Source organism: Mucilaginibacter sp. 14171R-50, from assembly GCF_010093045.1.
Lineage (GTDB): Bacteria > Bacteroidota > Bacteroidia > Sphingobacteriales > Sphingobacteriaceae > Mucilaginibacter.
The window spans coordinates 3,380,654-3,399,305 of sequence record NZ_CP048115.1 but is presented as its reverse complement, the minus strand read 5'-3'; the positions used below and the strand labels follow the sequence as shown (position 1 = coordinate 3,399,305).

Genomic DNA, 18,652 nt, shown 5'->3' with positions numbered 1-18,652 from the left:
AATTACTAAAACATTTTAACGGTATTTTAATTCCTAACTGCATGAAAAAGATTTATCCCGGAAAGCCATACCCACTTGGCGCAACATATAATGGCAAAGGCGTAAATTTTGCGCTGTATGCCGATAACGCCACTGGTGTTGAACTTTGCCTGTTTGATGCAGATGACGAACGAAAAGACCCCGAAGTGCGTATAACGCTTACCGAGCGTACACACCAGGTTTGGCATTGTTACCTGCCTGATATTGCCCCCGGGCAACTTTACGGGTACCGGGTGCATGGCCCCTACGAGCCACAGAACGGGCACAGGTTTAACGCCAATAAAGTGCTTATAGACCCGTACGCCAAAGCCATATCAGGTACCATAAACTGGCACGATTCGCTTTTTGGATACGAACTTGGCCATGAGGCCGAAGACCTGAGTTTTAGCGAATCAGACAGTGCACCCTTTATTCCGAAAGCAGTTGTGGTCGACCAGGCGTTCGACTGGGGCGACGACCAGCCGCCGCGCACACCTTACCATCAAACCATCATATACGAAACGCACGTAAAAGGGTTTACACAGCAACACCCCGACATTCCTGACGAGATCAGGGGCACCTATGCCGCAATAGGCCACCCGGCTTGCATAAAATACTTAACCCAACTGGGAGTTACAGCCATTGAGCTGATGCCGGTGCATCACTTTGTAGCCGACAGGCACCTGGTTGAAAAAGGACTAACCAATTATTGGGGCTATAACACTGTAGGTTTTTTTGCGCCCGATATACGCTATGCCGGCAAAGTAGAAAACGGATTGCAGGTGCAGGAATTTAAACAGATGGTAAAAGAGCTGCATAAAGCCGGTATTGAGGTTATTCTGGATGTTGTGTACAACCACACCGGCGAAGGTAACCATATGGGCCCTACACTGTCCTTAAAAGGCATAGATAATTCATCTTACTACCGGCTGGTTGATGATGATAAACGCTATTATAAAGATTACACAGGCACAGGCAACACCTTAAATGCAATGCTGCCCAATGTGCTGCGCTATATTATGGATAGCCTGCGTTACTGGATCACAGAAATGCATATAGACGGCTTTAGGTTTGACCTTGCCGCAACACTTGCCCGCGAACTGCATGAGGTAAACCGGCTGAGCGGCTTTTTTGACATCATTTACCAGGACCCGATCATTTCGCAGGTAAAATTAATAGCAGAACCCTGGGATATTGGCGAAGGTGGTTACCAGGTGGGCAACTTTCCGGCGGGTTGGGGCGAGTGGAACGGCAAATTCCGTGATTGCATCCGCGATTACTGGATAGGTGCAGATAGCATGCTGGGCGAGTTTGGCCAGCGCTTTACCGGCAGCCCCGATCTTTACCAGGACGATTACCGTAAGCCTACCGCAAGCATCAATTTTGTGACGGCACACGATGGTTTTACACTGAATGACCTGGTATCGTACAACGAAAAACATAACGAGGCAAACGGTGAGGACAACAACGATGGTGAAAGCCATAACCGATCGTGGAACTGCGGTGCCGAAGGGCCCACAGATGACCAGGAAGTTATCAGATTGCGCAACCGCCAAAAACGCAACTTGCTTACCACCTTGTTTTTATCGCAGGGGGTGCCTATGCTGGTTGCCGGCGATGAGTTTGGCCGTACCCAACACGGAAATAATAATGCTTATTGCCAGGATAACGAGATTTCGTGGCTTAACTGGGCAGAAGCCGACGAAAGCCTGCTGGCGTTTACGCAAAGGCTCATAGCCCTGCGCAAAAATCACCCCGTGTTCAGAAGGCGCCAGTGGTTTAGGGGTAAACCCGTTAAAGGCAAAGGCCCCGAAGATATTGCGTGGTTTTTGCCAGAGGGTGGCGAAATGGAAGATCATAACTGGGACCACGACTTTGCCCGCTCGCTTGGCATTTATTTGAACGGACTGGGCCTGCATTCGATAGATGCCTATGGCGAACACATTAAAGATGATAATTTTTATATCATGTTTAACGCCCATCACGAAGCCATAGAGTACACCTTACCCGGGGTATTGGCCCATAAAACCTGGCAAATAGTTTTGGACACGAACAATGACGAAGTGTTGGAGCAAACCCTAAACAAGGATGAAAAGATAAGTGTTGAAGGGAGATCAGTGGTGGTATTGCGTAACAAACTTTTTAATGAATAACGTAGATAAACCGGAGTTAATGCCGGGTGTCAGCTTCTTAACGGATGGCAGGGCGGCTTTCTTGCTTTGGGCGCCAAAAGCCTATAGCGCTGCTATCGTTTTTGAAGATGGCGGCGAACTTGATTTAACAAAACGAGAAAAAGGTTATTGGACGATAATCACTGATCGGCTAAAACCACACGGCCGTTACCAGGTTCGGTTAAACGGCGAAAAGTTACTGCCCGATCCTGCCTCCAAATCGCAACCCGATGGTGTTCACGGGCCATCGCAGGCTATCGATCTTAACAGCTTTGAATGGAAGGCCGGCCATTCGCCTGCCGTCCCGCTAAAAGAGTACATTATTTATGAATTGCATACGGGCACTTTTAGTGCCGCCGGCACATTTGACGGCATTGAAACCAAACTGGAATATTTAAAAGAGCTGGGCGTAACCGCTATCGAGATCATGCCGGTTGCCCAGTTTCCCGGCGAACGCAACTGGGGTTATGACGGGGCGTTCCCTTACGCGGTGCAAAATTCATATGGGGGTGCCGAAGGTTTAATGAAGCTGGTGGATGCCTGCCATAAGCATGGGCTTGCCGTTATTTTAGATGTAGTGTATAACCACATTGGCCCCGAAGGAAATTACTTTAACGAGTTTGGCCCCTATTTTACAGGGAAGTACAACACCCCCTGGGGCGATGCGATCAATTTTGACGATGCCGGAAGTGATGAAGTGCGGCGGTATTTTGTGCAGAACGCGTTAATGTGGTTCCGCGATTTTAGAATTGATGCCTTGCGTTTGGATGCTGTGCATGCCATAAAAGACTTTGGTCCGAAACATATATTGCAGGAGATCCGCGAGGCGGTAGACGCACTCATGGCCGAAACGGGACGTACGCATTACCTTATCATTGAGTTCGACCTTAATGATAACCGGTTCATCAACCCGGTAAATAAAAATGGGTATGGTATGGATGCGCAGTGGATAGACGAATTTCACCACGCCCTGCGCGTAACAGCGGGCGAAGAACGAAATGGCTATTACTCGGATTTTAAAGGTGTAAAGCACCTGGCCAAAGCCTATCGCGACGCGTATGTCTATGACGGCATTTATTCCTCGGGCCGACAAAAAACCTTTGGCGTTAAAACAGATAACCCCGGCGAGCAATTTGTAGTATTTTCTCAAAACCACGATCATGTAGGCAACCGCATGCTTGGCGAACGCAGCAGCATACTGTTCAGTTTCGAAATGCAAAAACTAATGGCAGCGGCGGTAATGGTAAGCCCTTACTTGCCAATGCTTTTTATGGGTGAGGAATATGGCGAGAAAAACCCGTTTTTATATTTTGTAAGCCATACTGATGAGCAGCTTGTTGAAGCAGTAAGACAAGGGCGCCGGGACGAATTTAAATCGTTCCATTCGGAAGGGGAAACACCAGATCCGCAGGCGGTCGATACATTTGAAAGATCGAAGCTAAATTGGCAAAGCCAGGGCAACACGCAACAGCAAGCCATGCTTCATTACTATAAAAAACTCATAAGGCTTCGTAAGGAGCTTGCCGCGTTGCGCAGTCTTAACCGCGATAACTTATCCGTAAGCTTTAACGAAGAACAACAAACCTTGCAATTGCACCGGTGGGAGGGCAATAACCATGTTTATTGCTTCCTGAACTTCTCAAAGCACGAGCAACCGTTTGACAGGCCCGCCACCGATCTGACGGTTGTTCTGAATTCCCACGGGGATGACCAGGCCCCAAACATGCTTCAACCAGAGTCGATAATAATTTATATCAATAACCATGTTTAACCCGGTTTCAACATATCGTATTCAATTCCATAAAGATTTTACATTTATACATCTGGAGGAGATACTCCCCTATTTAGCCGAATTGGGTATAAAAACAATTTATGCCTCCCCCATATTCAGCGCTGTGCCGGGCAGTACCCACGGTTATGATGGTGTAGACCCGCTTACGATAAACCCCGAGATAGGTACACTTGAACAATTAAAAGCGATCAGCGGTAAATTAAAGCAGTTGGGCATCAGCTGGCTGCAGGATATAGTGCCGAACCATATGGCGTTTCATCACCACAATAAATGGCTGATGGACTTGCTAAAAAACGGGCCATCTTCACCTTACCGCAACTACTTTGACCAGAGCCTGGCAGATGGAAGCTTTTTTGAAGGCCCCATCATGGTACCCTTTTTAGGGGATGACCTGGACACGGTGATTACAAACGGCCAATTAAAGCTCATTGCTGAAGAAAAGGGTATGTATTTTAGTTATGCGGATCAAAAGTGGCCGATCAATACAGCGTCATCTGCCGGGCTTGCAGTTACCGACCTGGAAAAACTAACGACCGATAAAATCAAAGCCATTGCCGACCAGCAGTACTACAGGCTGTGTAGCTGGAAAGAAACGGACCAAACTATCAATTTCAGGCGCTTTTTTACAGTTAACGGCCTTATCTGTATTAATATACAGCACCCCGAGGTATTTGACCATTTCCACAGGTTGATAGCAACGCTGCTGAAAGACGATATCATACAAGGCCTTCGCATCGACCATATTGATGGTTTATATGATCCTGAACAATATCTGCAGCGCCTGCGTAAACTGGCCGGTGACGAAACTTACATCGTTGTAGAAAAAATATTAGAGCCCGGGGAAGAGTTGCCCCCTTGGCCCATACAGGGAACTACGGGGTACGATTTTCTGGCCCAGGTAAATAACCTGTTTACCAACCGTAAAAGCGAAAAAGCGTTCACGCGCTTTTACCAGGACCTTACGGGCAAGAACAAACCCGTACATGAACAGATCAGGGAAAAGAAGGAGCTGATACTGACCACTCACATGAACGGCGAACTGGAAAACCTGACCAACTTTTATTTAACGTTGAAGTTAGGGGAACAGCAAGACCGTGAAGCGGTTAAACAGGCCATTTCAGAATTACTCATTAACTTTCCGGTTTATCGCTTTTACGGCAATAGCTGGCCCCTTTCCGGGGGCGAAATGGAACAAGTAGACCAAATATTACAGGAAGCGAAAAACAACACCGTACAACTTTTTAAGCTGGATGCAGGCGATGACTATAATCAAAGGGCGTTAAAGTTTTACCAGCGCTGCATGCAGTTTAGCGGCCCGCTAATGGCCAAGGGTGTAGAGGATACCCTGATGTACACCTACAATCGCTTCATCGACCATAACGAAGTGGGCGATTCGCCGGATGTATTTGGGTTGCCGGTAGATGAATTTCACACTCTCATGTTGCAACGCCAACTGCAATGGCCCCTGGCGTTAAATGCAACCTCTACACACGATACCAAACGCGGCGAAGATGTAAGGGCACGGCTTAATGTACTCACCGCCCTTAGCGACGAATGGCTTTCCAAAATCACAGAGTGGCAAGGCTTAAATGCGGATATCAAACAAAAGGGCGCTCCTGATAAAAATGATGAATACTTTATTTACCAAACTCTTATCGGCACTTACCCGATGCCGGGGGAGGATAACGGTAATTTCATTACCCGCTTGGAAGAATATTTGGAAAAAACGCTCCGTGAAGCAAAAAGGCATTCAAACTGGGCCGAACCAAATGAAGAGTATGAAAATGGTGTAAAAGCCTTTGTTAGCAGTTTGCTCGACACCAGCCGTTCCTTTTGGAAAAGCTTCACCGGGTTTCATCAAAAAGTGAGCGAACTCGGGATTATCAATTCACTCGGTCAGGTAACCCTTAAATTAACTTGCCCAGGCGTACCCGATATTTATCAGGGTTGCGAACTTTGGGACCTAAGCATGGTAGACCCCGACAACCGCAGGCCTGTAGACTATAAAAAACGACAGCAATTTCTCGGAAAAAACTTAAAAAATTTCAAGAATTTTCAGGAAAAAGAGGTAGACGGGCAGAGCAAAAGCTGGCTGTTGCAAAAGCTCTTAAAATTACGGTCAGCGCTTCCGCAGCTTTTTGAAAAAGGCGATTACCTGCCTCTTACCGTTAGCGGTAAGCATGCCGAGGGCGCCATTGCTTTTGCCAGAATTTACGATGAGGAGTGGGTGGTTACTATTGTCCCCATCCGCCCCCAAACAGACTGGAGCCATACTTATATTCATATACCTTACGAGGCACCGGTATTGGCCAAAAACATCCTTACAGGCAAAACAAGCGTACTAAGCGGCAAAACACAGATACAAAATGTTTTAGATGAGTTGCCGGTAGCGGTGCTGCATTTGGGCAAATCAACAAATAAGCGCAGCGCCGGAGTTTTGCTGCATATTACTTCGCTTCCTTCTAAATTCGGGCTTGGCGATTTTGGACCTGCAGCAAAGGAATTTGCCCATCTGCTTAAAAAGGGCTGCCAGCGTTACTGGCAAATATTACCGCTTAATGCCGTAAGCGCCGCCGATGCTTATTCGCCTTATAGTTCAACGTCAAGCCAGGCGGGTAACGTGTTACTGATCAGCCCTGATGTACTGGCAGAAGACGGCTTATTAACAGCAAACGATCTGAGACAACATGCTCAGCAGGACATAGATTTAGTAGAGTTTGAAAAAGCACAACAAACTAAGGATCAGTTACTCGATATAGCCTGGGAGGTTTACCGCGCCCATCCGCCTGAACTATTAGAAAATGGGTTTAGATCGTTCTGCAGGAATGAAAATTACTGGTTGAACGACTTCGCGCTTTACAGCGTACTTAAGGAACTGTATAACCAGGCCCCCTGGCACACCTGGCCTGAGCAGTACAAAAACCGGGACAACGCTGCACTGACCAAAATAGTTAAAGACGAGGCTGTTAAAATTGAAAAAGTAAAATGGCTGCAGTTCATATTCACCCGGCAATGGCTTAAGCTGAAAGAACTCTGTAATAAGCTGGATATTAAAATATTGGGCGACCTTCCCTTTTATGTTAGTTACGATTCCGCCGATATATGGGCAAACCCAGAGATTTTTAACCTGGATGAGAACCTGAAAATGATAAGCGTGTCCGGCGTGCCACCCGACTATTTTAACCAAAACGGCCAGCGCTGGGGCACCCCTGTATACAACTGGCAGAAGTTAAAAGAACAAGGATACAAATGGTGGATAGATCGAATAGCTAAGAACCTGAAATGGTACGATACGCTGAGGCTGGACCATTTCAGGGCCTTCTCGGCTTATTGGGATGTACCGGCTGATGAAGAAACAGCTATCAACGGCAAATGGTTGGACGGGCCCGGTTCGGATTTTTTTAAAACGATTAATAAAACGTTTACTGATCTGCCTTTTGTTGCGGAGGATCTTGGTGAGATAGATGAACCTGTATACGCGCTTAAAGACCAATTTTGCCTGCCGGGGATGAAGGTTTTACAATTTGCTTTTGGCCACGACATCGCAAAGTCGGGCTATGCACCGCACCATCATACACCAAACAATTTTGTTTATACCGGCACACACGATAATAATACTACTTTGGGATGGTTACAAAATGATGCGGATAAAATCACTTTTAAAACCTTAAAGAAATATACAGGGATAAAAGCCAATAAAAAAAACATCTGTAAAACCCTCATCAGGGCTGCGTTTTCATCGGTTTGTGATACAGCCATTATACCCATGCAAGATTGGCTTAACCTGCCCGAAGACGCAAGGATGAATACTCCCGCCGGCACAGCGGGTAACTGGGCCTGGAAGTTAACAGGCGACTCCTTCGATAATATACCAATCAGAAAAATGAAAGATTGGGCGGTTATGTTCGACAGAATTTAAAGTGAAGAAATGATCGGTGCTAAAATAAAACCCTATGCTATACAATGTGTTACTGATAGATGGAGTCGACTGTTTTTCATGATCTAACAGAAAAGTCATCTGTTGCGAGCTTTGTATTTAATATAAATACCGGGAAGTTTATTTACGCCAACCCGGCTTTTGCGTCCTTAGTAGGCGCCAATTACGATGAACTAACCCCCAATCACCTTTCAGAAATTATTCATCCGGAAGATCGTGTCTACGCACAAAAAGCCCTTGCCGATGTGCTTGGCCACACGTTAGCAAACTACGTTCAGTTGCGGATATTGGTAAATAACGAGATAAAATGGGTAAGGATAACCGCCTCACAGGATGAAGACAAAACCGGTGAAATGTTGCTTTACGGCAATGTGGCAGACATAACTTCGGAGCTGGAAAACCAGCTCAGCTTTGAAAAATATGCAAATAAAAAAGACGCCATTTTAAACATACTTGCGCACGATCTGGCCGGCCCGTTAAGTGTCATCAATATGTTAGGTTCGTCTCTCAGGTCATCGATCCAAGATCCGGCCGACATCACCCAGATAGATAATATAATCAATATTAATACGCAGGCGATCAACTTGATAAGAGAATTCACAGCGCGTGAATTTTTAGAAACAGCCGACATCACGTTAGCAAAAAAACGGGTCAATATCGCGCAGAAAGTCCGGGAATATGTAGAAGAATATCAAAAGTCCATTACCGACATTAAGCGGACATTTAACTTTTTCACCTCGGCGGAAAATATTTTCATAAATGTAGACGAACCAAAGTTCTTTCAGATATTAAACAACTTAACCACAAACGCATTAAAGTTTACAAGAGATAACGGCGTAATAACCGTAAGCGTAATAGATAAAGGCGATGTTGTGCAATTTTCGGTAAAGGATGATGGCATAGGTATCCCCGAAAAATATAAGGATATTTTATTTGATAAATTTACCGATGCAAGCAGAAAAGGGCTGCAAGGGGAACCTACTATTGGATTGGGAATGTATGTTATTAAAAATATTATTGATTGGCATAATGGTACGTTATGGGTAAATAGCACGGAAAATATGGGAACTACTATATTTTTCGAACTCCCTAAAATATAGGTTGCGGGGGTACAAGCTATCTGCTCCTATTACGACCAGTTGGCATATAACTTCCCTGCTTCAACTACCCTAAAATATAGCCGACAACAAGTGCCACAACTATTAACCCCCACCATAAATATTGCAATGTTTCAAGTTTTGATAACCTTTTCTTAAGGTCTGCTATCAGCGCTTCGTTTGATAGCCTAAGGTTTTGCAGGCGCATGTTTTGTTGCTGAAGTTTGGCAAGGGTGCCGCCAACTTCTACCGGTTTTTGCTGCTCCTGATGATAACGGCGTAAAAAGCCACCGCTTTTCAAAAATTTTTCGCCTTTTGGTTTCAGTACCAGCTTTTGCGGCAGATCATAGGGCCCGTGTTCACCGGTGCCTTTCACCAGTCCTTCGCGTATCAATATCTGTATCATAGCAAATGCCGCCGACTCGTCCTGATCAAAAAGTAACATCACCTGATCGCGTGTAAGACTATCCGGTACGCCAAAAGCTTCCAGCAGTGTGTCCAGCATTTCGCACTCATACTCATTCAGATCAGTCATGTGTGCAAATTTCGTAATATTTCCATTAGCTTAATAATTTTCTTAGATAAGCTGTCAGGCGTAAACGCCAGGGCAACATTAAACGGCATATTGTTAGATACAGGAAATGATCGTTGAAGACAAATCCGAAAGATGATTAATTTTTAATTAACTATTTTCAAAAATATGAAACATATAGGCTTTCTTATAAGTTGTACGTATACACCATTTAAAATGAAAAACTTATGTTTCACCACGTAAAAGACCTACAATTTAATGCACGGGTGTCGCGCCCCGACCCCTATTTCGCTAACCTGTTATTAGAGCAATTTGGCGGCGAAAATGGCGAGTTGGCTGCGGCAATGCAATATTTCACCCAGGCTTTTGGCGCTAAAATGCCGCATCCGGATAAATATGATATGCTGATGGATATAGCTACCGAAGAGTTTAGCCACCTGGAAATTGTTGGCGCAACAATTCAAATGCTGCTAAAAGGCGTAAACGGCGAATTAAAAGACGCCGCTGATCAATCAGAGATCATGCAGGTTATGGACGGTAAGGCCGCTAAAGAGAACATTATACACCAAGCACTATCGGCAAACCCGCAATTCGGCATCATCACCGGTGGCGGGGTAACGCCGCGCAATAGCCAGGGTATTCCGTGGTGCGCAAGCTACATCCACTCCAACGGCGATTTAACAGTGGACCTGCGCAGCAACCTGGCTTCAGAGTCGCGTGCTAAACTGGTTTACGAACACCTGATGAAGTTTACCGACGACCCTTACGTGCACGAAAGCTTATCGTTTTTGATGACCCGGGAGGTGGCGCATTATAAGATGTTCGAAGCCGCGCTTAATGATATTCAGCCAAACTTCCCTCCCGGTGTATTGGCATCTGACCCCCGCTTTACGCAGCAATATTTCAATTTGTCTAATGGTGCCACTGTACGTGGCCCATGGAACGAAGGAGAAATGCCTGACATGGGGAAAGAATGGAACTATATTGCTGATCCGCTGGATTATGTGCAGGACACACAAGGTATAACCGCAACGGATAAATCACTTGATAAAGAGCTGAAGCAAGCCCAAAAGCTGGATAAGGAAATGAGTGAGATGCGAAGTACTGAAGTTAAAAACAGCGAGCCTGAGGGTGTTTCGCAATGGAGCAACTACAACGCTCCCAAAAAATAATTTTGTAGTACGTTATGCCAGTATTAACCGGCTTTTAAATGGCAAGGGCCGGGTTTAATTACCCGGCCCTTGCCTATATAGGCTATTGAGCTCACTAAAACCTATGGGCTTGAGTGAAGCGCCAGTGCCCGAACAACAACACTAATTATTAATAGTTCATTGTTACACGAGTGGCGGGCTTGAGCAGGGGACATTACATTTATTGGAGTAGAAATGAAACTTGGAGCACAATTATTAGCATTATTAGCCAAGGTGTATAAACCTTCTAGTATGATTGAGACTACGTTTCAGCGGTATGATATTGCGTTTAAAACTGATGAGCAAGGCAGGCCAATTCTTTTGTATATTGGCAGAAGAGAACCCGGGGGCAAAATAAAAGGGGAACGATTTACCAGGCGACTATTAACTACCGCCGACGGCTTAATTATTAAAGATCACTGGGACAATAAAGGTAAGGCATGATAGATGAAAATAACAAACAAAAAGGCGGTGTTGGCGATCATCTGGCTAACGAGCGCACCTTTCTTGCGTGGATCCGCACAAGCATAGCGTTAATGGGCTTTGGGTTCGTAGTGGTCAAATTCTCGCTTTTTGTTCGGCAGCTTTCGTTAGTGGTTACCGGCCACAATATTACGCCGGTTAAAGGCTTTTCGGGTGTTATAGGGGTTTGCCTTGTAGCTATAGGGGCAGTAGCGGCCATTATTGGTTACCTGCGCTACCGCCGGGTGGAAAAACAGTTGCTCAACCAGGCGTTTCATCCGGAGTCGGGGTTGTTGCTTACACTTACACTGGCCGTTATCGGTGGCAGTTTGCTGCTGTTATACTATCTGTTGCCAAACTTATAGCCAATGAAGAAAAAGAGTTACAAGATAACCTTTAGTTTACAGGAGGGCTATAAACCGGGTGCAAAGGTTCACCGGATCAATTTTGCCGCACGGATAATTAAGGAATGGATGACAGAGCGGTTAGCTGATAAACAGCCGGTGGTTAGCGGTCTTTTACAAGCGGGTACGTTGTTTTTTCCTGCCAAAGATACTGCGAATGGTATGGTTACCGTATCGCCCACGGCGATATTTACCGGCGAGCTTTCTTCACCGGAGGACATTAGCCGCAAAAATAAAGAGGTGAAACAAACCCTGGAATCGCTGGCCATGGTGCTTAAAGAGGGGCTTAAACAAGAATCGGTTTTTATAGTTTACCGTGATACAAATTGGTGCGTGTAACAACACGATAAAAATGGCTAAACAGCCTGATTCGTTCAACCTTTCATTTTAGCGGCCGCGTTCGGTTGAATAATGCTAAGCTCCCTTTTTTACTTGCAAGCTGCTCATTAACTGATCGTACAGGTCATTGCTTTTTGTAGCTTTTGGTTTAAGTTTCTTTATAGTTGGGCGCTTACCTTTTGCCTTAGCTTCAATGATCTTCAACAGCTCGTTATGGTATTCATCCTTATATTTTGAAAGATCGAGCGGTTCGGCGTATTGATTTATCAGGGCCAGCCCCATATCCAGTTCTTTTTTACTAACCGTAATCTTGCTATCCAGATTTAAGTCGCTTTGGTCGCGTATCTGCTGCTGGAAACGAATACGGGTAACTACAATATCTTTTTCAACGGGGTGTACAATACATAAACTTTCTGTACTTCGCAGTACAAATCTGGCTAATCCGGCTTTACCTGATTTTTTCAGGGCCTCTAAAAGCAACGCGTAAGCCTTGTTGTTTTTTGTAGCCGGTTCAGTATAGTACGAAGTTTCGTAATACATAGGATTAACCGAGGTCAGATCTACAAAGCTTTCAATTTCTATAACCTTACTTTTTTCAGGCGCGGCGGCCTCAAAATCAGCGGCCTCTACAATTACATAGTCATCATCATACTTATATCCCTTAACTATTTTATCATAAGGGACTTCTTTCTTTGTATTTTCGTTTACCCGCTGAAATTTGATGTGTGCGTGGTCTCGGCTGTCCAGCATATCCAGGTCCAGCGAAGCTGTTTGCACTGCAGAAAATAATTTGACGGGTATGCTTACGAGTCCAAAGCCAATAGAGCCTGTCCAGATCGATCTCATAATCTAAAAAATTTAGTGATAACGCTGATGAGGATGATGAGCTTCAATCTGATCAGCCAGCAAGTGCAAGATCTCTTCGTCCAGGTTTCCGGGGTTTTGGCAAATGTGAAGGCATTGCTGTGCGTCAGGCTCAAAACTGGCTACAAATTTGCCAGCTTCAAAAATTTTGAATTTACAGCTCATCTCATCATGGTGCAGGTATTCGCCTACTTCAAAATGATGAATTTGCTTGTCCTTACTGATTGTGATCGGATAATTCTCCATAGTTCAATCCTCACACAAATAACTGTTAACATGCATTTTTGTTTTTGCAGGCAAAGCATCGCATGGTTAGATAACAAGCCTGAACGTTAAATTGATACGTGGCCTCATTGTTTTGGCGGATTTGGCTATACGGTGCTCCCACTCCTCCTGCAATCCTGCTTTCATCAACAGGAACGAGCCGTGCTCCAGCCTAACCGAATAATGTTCCTTATGATCTGCCTTTCTACGGATGTCAAAACTACGTACCTGGCCAAAACTTACAGATGCAATAACGGGTTGACTGCCCATAATACTTTCTTTATCACTATGCCAGGCAACTGAATCATTCCCATCCCGGTAATAATTAAGCAGTACGGTATTAAATTTTATGCCCGCCAGGGGTTCAACCACTTTACGGATTTCTTGTAGTTCTGGCGTCCACGGCAGTGTACCCGCAATGCGGTCAGTATCGCCATACCAGCAGGTTAAACGGGGTGTAAGGTATTCTTTGTCCCAAAGTTTTTGCGTAGTTTGCTTCCAGGGCGTTTCCTTTATAAATTTTTCCAGTAAATGGTCGCTTGTTTTACGGTCAATCAGGCACGGCTGGTATTCCAGTAATTCTTTGGGCAAACCCTTACTTTGGCCGGCATAAGTAAAAAAACTTAACTGCTCCATAACACCTCCATATTATGTACAATAAATTTACCCAATTGTTCCTGCTCTATAACGGCTAACTGCTCGCCATCATATATCCAATAACCATCCTGATCAAATAAAATGCGGCCCAGAGAGGTGTCGTCAAAGGCCGTGAATAAGTTGTAAACCAACGATGCATCAGTGCATTTAATATCCTGAATAACTTTTATCACTTCATCAGGTCCGTTCTTCCGTTTGATCCAGGCGTTCATATTACAAAAATAATAACTTTTACCAAAATACTAAAAATATTAGCATAATATTCACCGAGCAACAGTCAATAAATAGTACCATTACCTGCAGGGTTAAATCGCCCTGGCAATATGGCTATAAACACCTTTTTTTCAATCATTTAAATACAATGACAATTACTTAAGTAAATTAGGAACCTAATTCTATGGCATGCCTTCACAATTACTGTTGCCGGCTGTTGGTGTCGCCATACCATTAGTTGTTCTGCTCACAATTTTTTAACCTTAAACTGAACAATAAATGACTGAAAAACTTAACCGGTTTGGCATGGGCGCAAGCTTTGTACCTGCCGAAACCTTAAATGAAATAGACCTTGGGCCTTTAAAACAACTGGTAGGCGAATGGGAAAGCGTTGTATTAACGCAAACTGATGAAAAAGGCGTATCTAAACCACTTGCAAGCGGATGGAATGTTATTTCGGTACCCGGGGTGCCTAAATTTACCTTCGAGGTGATCCCTTATAAAGAAAACCTAAAGTTTTCTACCGTAGCGGTGCATGCCGGTAACCGGGGGCCTGTACTAAACGGAACGCAGTTTGATCAGGAAATATTCGGTTTGTTTTATGAACAGCAGATAGTGAGTATGTGCGATACCGACTTTTGCAACGGCAGGGGCTTTGGAAAAGATACGGTTATACATGCCGAAACCGGCCTTCTGCTTTATGTAAGCAATATAAATGGTGGTTATAATATCGCACGGTTGGGTACTATCCCCCATGGTAACGCCATCCTGGCGCTCGGGAAATCGGCGCAAGCAAACAACCCGGGAACCGATTTCTTTGACGTAATATCTGCTTTGGGCGTAAACCTGGATGGCAGCATACCTGCCATGCTTGGATACAATGACCAAATAAGCGGTATACCGCAATTTGCCGAATTTCAGCAGGTGCACCCCAACACATTTCTGAAATCTACTTTAGATACCATTATTGGCAGCGGTTCTGTTACAGATATGACCGTATTGAGCATGTCTACCAGCCACCCCGACGCAACAGGTGGCATCCTCAATATACCTTTCATACAATCTAATGTGACAGCTACTTCAATGGATGCGACATTTTGGATAGAAAATATTTCAGGTGGCAGCGAACCTGAAATATTACAATATTCGCAGACCATCAACCTGGTATTCCCATCCACAGGTACGGTAACACCTATCATTTGGCCGCATATTACTATTAGCACTTTAAAGCGAATGCAACCACAACCTGAAACAAACGAACCACTAACATTATCTGCCCAGGCGCAGAGCAATACACCTGGCGTACCTCAGTTATAATACAAGCAGCAAGTTTTCAAGCGGTGTGTTACAAACTTGCTTGAACACGCTTGTCATCCGGATACTTCGGTTACGTGGGGAATCATGTTCGTATGTATTTTAGCGCCCAAATGCCCGGCTTCAAGGTCGAGCACTTTTGAAAAGCATGTTTGCGCCAGATTGTATTGTTGTATACCCAAATAACCCAAACCTTGTAAAAAGTGGCAATGCACACGATTACGCATGTTAAGGTCGTCTTCAAATATCAGTAAGTTTGGTAATGACACGGCAAAGTAATCGATCTTCACATCATCATTCATATGCGCCTCGCCATAGCTTATCAGCTTTTTAAATATCCGGTTTGCCCCTTCTGTATCTGCAAGGCTTTTTTTAGCTAACGCCTGATAAAACAATTTATCGGGCTGCTGATCATTATAAAATATGGCGGCTGTTGCTTCTTCTGATCCTACAGCTGCTTTTTCAAAACATATGTTAGCCTGCTGCTTTTGCTGTAATTGTTCATAAGCGCAGCCCAACCAATACAAAATATCATTTTCGCGCGCGCCATACAACTTCCCTTCTCCCAGATTATGCGGATAAGTTTGTGCCTCGATAAGATTTTGTATAGCACCGCTGTACTCCCCTTTTTTGATTTTACTTTTAGCGATCTCTACCAACGCTAATACATATTGGCCAGATACCTTACCTTCCCCTCCCTCCCACGGGTGAAACTGCCGTTGCATGATCAAATCATAAGCCCGTTGGTGCCAACCAGAAAAATTGTATAAAGTTACCCGTTCCAGATACAGGTCGTCCCGCTGCTCTACCAGCTGCAGGTTCGCTTCTAAAAAGTCGAGCCGTGCTTTTGGCGCGCGATTCAGCTTTTTATAAAGCTGATCGAGTTCCATAAGTACGCGTGCATCCGTGGTATCCAAACTAAACGCCTTTTCAAAACAAGTAAGCGCTTTAACTGCGTTATTACGCTTATTATAATATGCTATACCCAGGTTACGAAACACTGTAGGAAACTTATCATCAAGGATTGCAGAGGTTTCCCATGCGGCAATAGCGTCGTCATATTGCAACTTATCGTAAAGCAGGTTACCCAAATAGTACGGCGCCCGGGCATCCGCCGGGTTCACTTGCGACGCTAATTTAAGCACCGTTATATCCTTTAATCGGTCCGGGAAACACAAGTAAGAGTTTGCAGCTGAAGCTTGTTTAAAATAAGCCATTGCCTGGCTGATATTACCCAACTTATAATGAAAATAGCCCAGGTAATAGTAAACCATGGGGTTAGTACTTTCTTCATTTACGGCATGTTGCAATAATTCAGTAGCCTCGCTAAATAAACCTGCAGCAGCATAATCAAGCGCATATTCAATAAAGTTTTGATCATACCCTCTGGAAAGCTTCATCAATTGTTTTAAAATAAGGCCCCTTTGCTCCTCTCTGCCCGTTTCTGCATAGCTGCAGGCTTGTTCAAACACAGCGCCCAGGTTAAACGGATCGCGCTTAAGAGCGGCTGCCGATGTGGTAATGGCTTCTTCAAATTGCTGTAATTTACGATACGCCGCTGACCTTAAAACGTAAGCTTTACTATTATTTGCGTTTCGGTCAATTGAGGCTATAGTATGATCAAGTGCCAGTTGATAATCGTTATTGATAAGGTCGATCTGTGCTACCGAAAAATAACCGCTGTCTTTCCAGGCGTTGCTCCATGTGGCTTTATAAAAAGCTTTATAAGCTTCATTTAACCGCCCCATAAATTTAAGTGCCAACCCAAGATTGTAGTAGCATTCGCCATCGTATGGATTGGGATTTCGCTGTGTGCTGGTGTCTATCGCCATACGAAAATAAGCCTCGCTTTTAGCAAATTGCCCCCGGCGTAAATACCATAGCCCCAAAGCGTTATTATTGCGTATATCCTTAGGATCGCGGCGCAATGCTTCTTCATAATAAGGGACGGCGCCGTAGGTAGCATGGCGGTACTGTTCCAAATGCTGGCCGGTTAAAAACAACTGTTCATTATTTTCAATATCCGCCGGTTGCAGCGCTGGTTTGGCCGGCTGTGGCACCTCGCTCAACTCATTATCTGCAGGATTATACGCTATCAGCATTGTACCCTTATCAGAATATATTTCAACGGCTACTTGCCGTTCATCTACACCATCGGCATTAACTTGTTTCTTATAAACCTTTTCGGGGGTAATGCTCGTTACCTCGTCAAGCAACAGCGTACTTTTATATTTTAATTTAATGCTGATATTATTTTGTATTCCTGTGGCATACACCTTAACATCTATTACATTTTCCAAAACATCAAGCGCTATCAGGATGTCCTTACTGGCATTTTTTATTACACCCAACTCGCGGTAAGGCATAAAATATTGGGTGAAATGCTTTTCCTCATTGGGCATTAGCCAGGTAAAATCGGGCTGGTTATCGGTAAACATCCCTGTCATCAGCTCAATATAAGGTCCGTCCTCGTCGGTAAGGTTCCTGTCCCAGGCCAGGCCAAAATCGCTGTGGCCCCATGTCCACTGCTTTTTCCCGGGTGATACGTGATGATTAGCTACATGCAATAAGCCTGCTTGCGTGTCGTGCTCATACCCACCCACAAAATCGTAATTAGAATTGATGGCCATGTATGAAGTGGGTACCGGTATGTTTTTGTATCGTGATATATCCGTCCCCGGCGAGTAGTCGACCTTGTAATAGGTGCCCGTAGCAATCGGGAAGGTAGAAACATCACGCTTACCGTGGTCAAAAACAGCGTTCACATCCGGGGGGAAAACCGACTGGTAATGGTCGTTAACCTTAACCGCGGGGTTTGCCCACCACAAAAAAGTTTGCGGCAGTGCAGAGCGGTTATACAATTTCGCCTTTATTTCGATGTATGCCTTATCCGGATGTAAGGTGTATCCCGCCATCCCCTTGGTATGGAACATTCGTTCCACTTCGTTAACCAAAACCGTTTTACTGCCATCAGCATTTTCTTCGATCTTGTAGTCAACTGGCTCAAATGTGCTGGGGCGGTGGTGCTGCGGCCAGTTAAATTCTATTCCGCCTGATATCCACGGCCCGGTAAGGCCCACTAATGCCGGCTTTATTACCTGGTTATAATATACAAAATATCTCTGTTTTATTTTATCGTATGCCATTTGGATACGTCCGCCCAATTCAGGTAGTATCAGCACCTTCAGGTATGTATTTTCCAGGTAGAGGCCAATATATTCCTTATCCTCTTTCTCGTCGTAAATTTTTTCGATAACCGGGTTCGGATATACTTTACCGCTGCTGCCCTGGTAAACCCTTTTTTCAAAAAACATGGGGTTCTTATCCGGTTTGCCAATACCATATGTAGGTATAATCACCTTCTCTTCCCAAACGTTCACATACAAATTGTTCATGTA

Annotated in this window: 15 protein-coding genes; 9 read left to right on the top strand and 6 right to left on the bottom strand. The window is 44.7% G+C overall.

What is annotated here, in order from left to right; all coding sequences use genetic code 11:
* Nucleotides 1–41 precede the first annotated feature (41 nt).
* The 4 genes from glgX to GWR56_RS15420 are packed head-to-tail and all read left to right on the top strand — an operon-like array spanning nt 42 to nt 9,018.
* A complete protein-coding gene (gene glgX / locus GWR56_RS15435) occupies nt 42–2,171 on the top strand; it encodes a glycogen debranching protein GlgX (RefSeq protein ID WP_162432118.1) in 2,130 nt (709 codons plus the stop codon).
* Entirely contained in the window at nt 2,164–3,960 is a 1,797-nt protein-coding gene (gene treZ / locus GWR56_RS15430) for a malto-oligosyltrehalose trehalohydrolase (protein ID WP_162432117.1), read from the top strand. Before glgX ends, treZ begins: the two co-directional genes overlap by 8 nt.
* The gene (gene treY, locus GWR56_RS15425) at nt 3,953–7,900 is read left to right on the top strand and encodes a malto-oligosyltrehalose synthase (RefSeq protein WP_162432116.1); all 3,948 of its coding nucleotides are present in this window, start codon (nt 3,953–3,955) and stop codon (nt 7,898–7,900) included. Before treZ ends, treY begins: the two co-directional genes overlap by 8 nt.
* A gap of 59 nt (nt 7,901–7,959) precedes the next feature.
* Nucleotides 7,960–9,018, top strand: coding sequence for a PAS domain-containing sensor histidine kinase (locus GWR56_RS15420; RefSeq protein ID WP_162432115.1), 1,059 nt, complete (start codon nt 7,960–7,962; stop codon nt 9,016–9,018).
* Nucleotides 9,019–9,082: 64 nt separating this feature from the next.
* On the opposite strand, the gene GWR56_RS15415 is transcribed toward GWR56_RS15420, so the two are convergent.
* Nucleotides 9,083–9,550 (bottom strand): hypothetical protein, encoded by a 468-nt coding sequence (locus GWR56_RS15415; RefSeq protein WP_162432114.1) that lies wholly within the window; start codon nt 9,548–9,550, stop codon nt 9,083–9,085.
* A gap of 224 nt (nt 9,551–9,774) precedes the next feature.
* Here GWR56_RS15415 and GWR56_RS15410 point away from each other — a divergent pair, with 224 nt between their 5' ends.
* The 4 genes from GWR56_RS15410 to GWR56_RS15395 all read left to right on the top strand — a co-directional run bounded on the left by GWR56_RS15410 (nt 9,775) and on the right by GWR56_RS15395 (nt 11,942).
* Nucleotides 9,775–10,719 (top strand): manganese catalase family protein, encoded by a 945-nt coding sequence (locus tag GWR56_RS15410; RefSeq protein ID WP_162432113.1) that lies wholly within the window; start codon nt 9,775–9,777, stop codon nt 10,717–10,719.
* A 213-nt stretch (nt 10,720–10,932) separates the two neighbouring features.
* Entirely contained in the window at nt 10,933–11,181 is a 249-nt protein-coding gene (locus tag GWR56_RS15405) for a hypothetical protein (RefSeq protein ID WP_162432112.1), read from the top strand.
* Nucleotides 11,178–11,564 carry a YidH family protein gene (locus GWR56_RS15400; RefSeq protein WP_162432111.1) on the top strand — a complete coding sequence of 129 codons (387 nt, stop codon included), beginning with the start codon at nt 11,178–11,180 and terminating at the stop codon, nt 11,562–11,564. The genes GWR56_RS15405 and GWR56_RS15400 overlap by 4 nt, the downstream gene beginning before the upstream one ends.
* A 3-nt stretch (nt 11,565–11,567) precedes the next feature.
* Nucleotides 11,568–11,942 carry a hypothetical protein gene (locus tag GWR56_RS15395; protein ID WP_162432110.1) on the top strand — a complete coding sequence of 125 codons (375 nt, stop codon included), beginning with the start codon at nt 11,568–11,570 and terminating at the stop codon, nt 11,940–11,942.
* 75 nt (nt 11,943–12,017) lie between these two features.
* Here GWR56_RS15395 and GWR56_RS15390 read toward each other — a convergent pair whose 3' ends face one another.
* The 4 genes from GWR56_RS15390 to GWR56_RS15375 form a co-directional block, all read right to left on the bottom strand.
* Nucleotides 12,018–12,788, bottom strand: a complete 771-nt coding sequence (locus tag GWR56_RS15390; RefSeq protein WP_162432109.1) for a Ku protein — start codon at nt 12,786–12,788, stop codon at nt 12,018–12,020.
* Nucleotides 12,789–12,800: 12 nt separating this feature from the next.
* Entirely contained in the window at nt 12,801–13,052 is a 252-nt protein-coding gene (locus tag GWR56_RS15385; protein ID WP_162432108.1) for a hypothetical protein, read from the bottom strand.
* Nucleotides 13,053–13,118: 66 nt separating this feature from the next.
* The gene (locus GWR56_RS15380) at nt 13,119–13,706 is read right to left on the bottom strand and encodes an alpha-ketoglutarate-dependent dioxygenase AlkB (RefSeq protein WP_162432107.1); all 588 of its coding nucleotides are present in this window, start codon (nt 13,704–13,706) and stop codon (nt 13,119–13,121) included.
* Complete coding sequence (locus tag GWR56_RS15375) at nt 13,694–13,939, bottom strand: hypothetical protein (RefSeq protein ID WP_162432106.1); 246 nt, start codon at nt 13,937–13,939, stop codon at nt 13,694–13,696. The genes GWR56_RS15380 and GWR56_RS15375 overlap by 13 nt, the downstream gene beginning before the upstream one ends.
* 280 nt (nt 13,940–14,219) lie before the next feature.
* Between GWR56_RS15375 and GWR56_RS15370 the strand changes: the two genes are divergently transcribed.
* Nucleotides 14,220–15,257 (top strand): heme-binding protein, encoded by a 1,038-nt coding sequence (locus tag GWR56_RS15370; RefSeq protein WP_162432105.1) that lies wholly within the window; start codon nt 14,220–14,222, stop codon nt 15,255–15,257.
* A 53-nt stretch (nt 15,258–15,310) separates the two neighbouring features.
* Here the strand turns inward: GWR56_RS15370 and GWR56_RS15365 are convergent, their stop codons facing one another.
* Nucleotides 15,311–18,649 carry a DUF5107 domain-containing protein gene (locus GWR56_RS15365; RefSeq protein ID WP_162432104.1) on the bottom strand — a complete coding sequence of 1,113 codons (3,339 nt, stop codon included), beginning with the start codon at nt 18,647–18,649 and terminating at the stop codon, nt 15,311–15,313.
* Nucleotides 18,650–18,652 lie beyond the last annotated feature (3 nt).

What these genes read in the sequence shown, in the direction of transcription:
- GWR56_RS15380 (WP_162432107.1), bottom strand. Translation starts at nt 13,706, where the DNA reads ATGGAGCAGTTAAGTTTTTTTACTTATGCCGGCCAAAGTAAGGGTTTG.
- GWR56_RS15420 (WP_162432115.1), top strand. Translation starts at nt 7,960, where the DNA reads ATGGAGTCGACTGTTTTTCATGATCTAACAGAAAAGTCATCTGTTGCG.
- GWR56_RS15395 (WP_162432110.1), top strand. Translation starts at nt 11,568, where the DNA reads ATGAAGAAAAAGAGTTACAAGATAACCTTTAGTTTACAGGAGGGCTAT.
- GWR56_RS15410 (WP_162432113.1), top strand. Translation starts at nt 9,775, where the DNA reads ATGTTTCACCACGTAAAAGACCTACAATTTAATGCACGGGTGTCGCGC.
- treY (WP_162432116.1), top strand. Translation starts at nt 3,953, where the DNA reads ATGTTTAACCCGGTTTCAACATATCGTATTCAATTCCATAAAGATTTT.
- glgX (WP_162432118.1), top strand. Translation starts at nt 42, where the DNA reads ATGAAAAAGATTTATCCCGGAAAGCCATACCCACTTGGCGCAACATAT.
- GWR56_RS15375 (WP_162432106.1), bottom strand. Translation starts at nt 13,939, where the DNA reads ATGAACGCCTGGATCAAACGGAAGAACGGACCTGATGAAGTGATAAAA.
- treZ (WP_162432117.1), top strand. Translation starts at nt 2,164, where the DNA reads ATGAATAACGTAGATAAACCGGAGTTAATGCCGGGTGTCAGCTTCTTA.
- GWR56_RS15400 (WP_162432111.1), top strand. Translation starts at nt 11,178, where the DNA reads ATGATAGATGAAAATAACAAACAAAAAGGCGGTGTTGGCGATCATCTG.
- GWR56_RS15370 (WP_162432105.1), top strand. Translation starts at nt 14,220, where the DNA reads ATGACTGAAAAACTTAACCGGTTTGGCATGGGCGCAAGCTTTGTACCT.
- GWR56_RS15405 (WP_162432112.1), top strand. Translation starts at nt 10,933, where the DNA reads ATGAAACTTGGAGCACAATTATTAGCATTATTAGCCAAGGTGTATAAA.
- GWR56_RS15390 (WP_162432109.1), bottom strand. Translation starts at nt 12,788, where the DNA reads ATGAGATCGATCTGGACAGGCTCTATTGGCTTTGGACTCGTAAGCATA.
- GWR56_RS15415 (WP_162432114.1), bottom strand. Translation starts at nt 9,550, where the DNA reads ATGACTGATCTGAATGAGTATGAGTGCGAAATGCTGGACACACTGCTG.
- GWR56_RS15365 (WP_162432104.1), bottom strand. Translation starts at nt 18,649, where the DNA reads ATGAACAATTTGTATGTGAACGTTTGGGAAGAGAAGGTGATTATACCT.
- GWR56_RS15385 (WP_162432108.1), bottom strand. Translation starts at nt 13,052, where the DNA reads ATGGAGAATTATCCGATCACAATCAGTAAGGACAAGCAAATTCATCAT.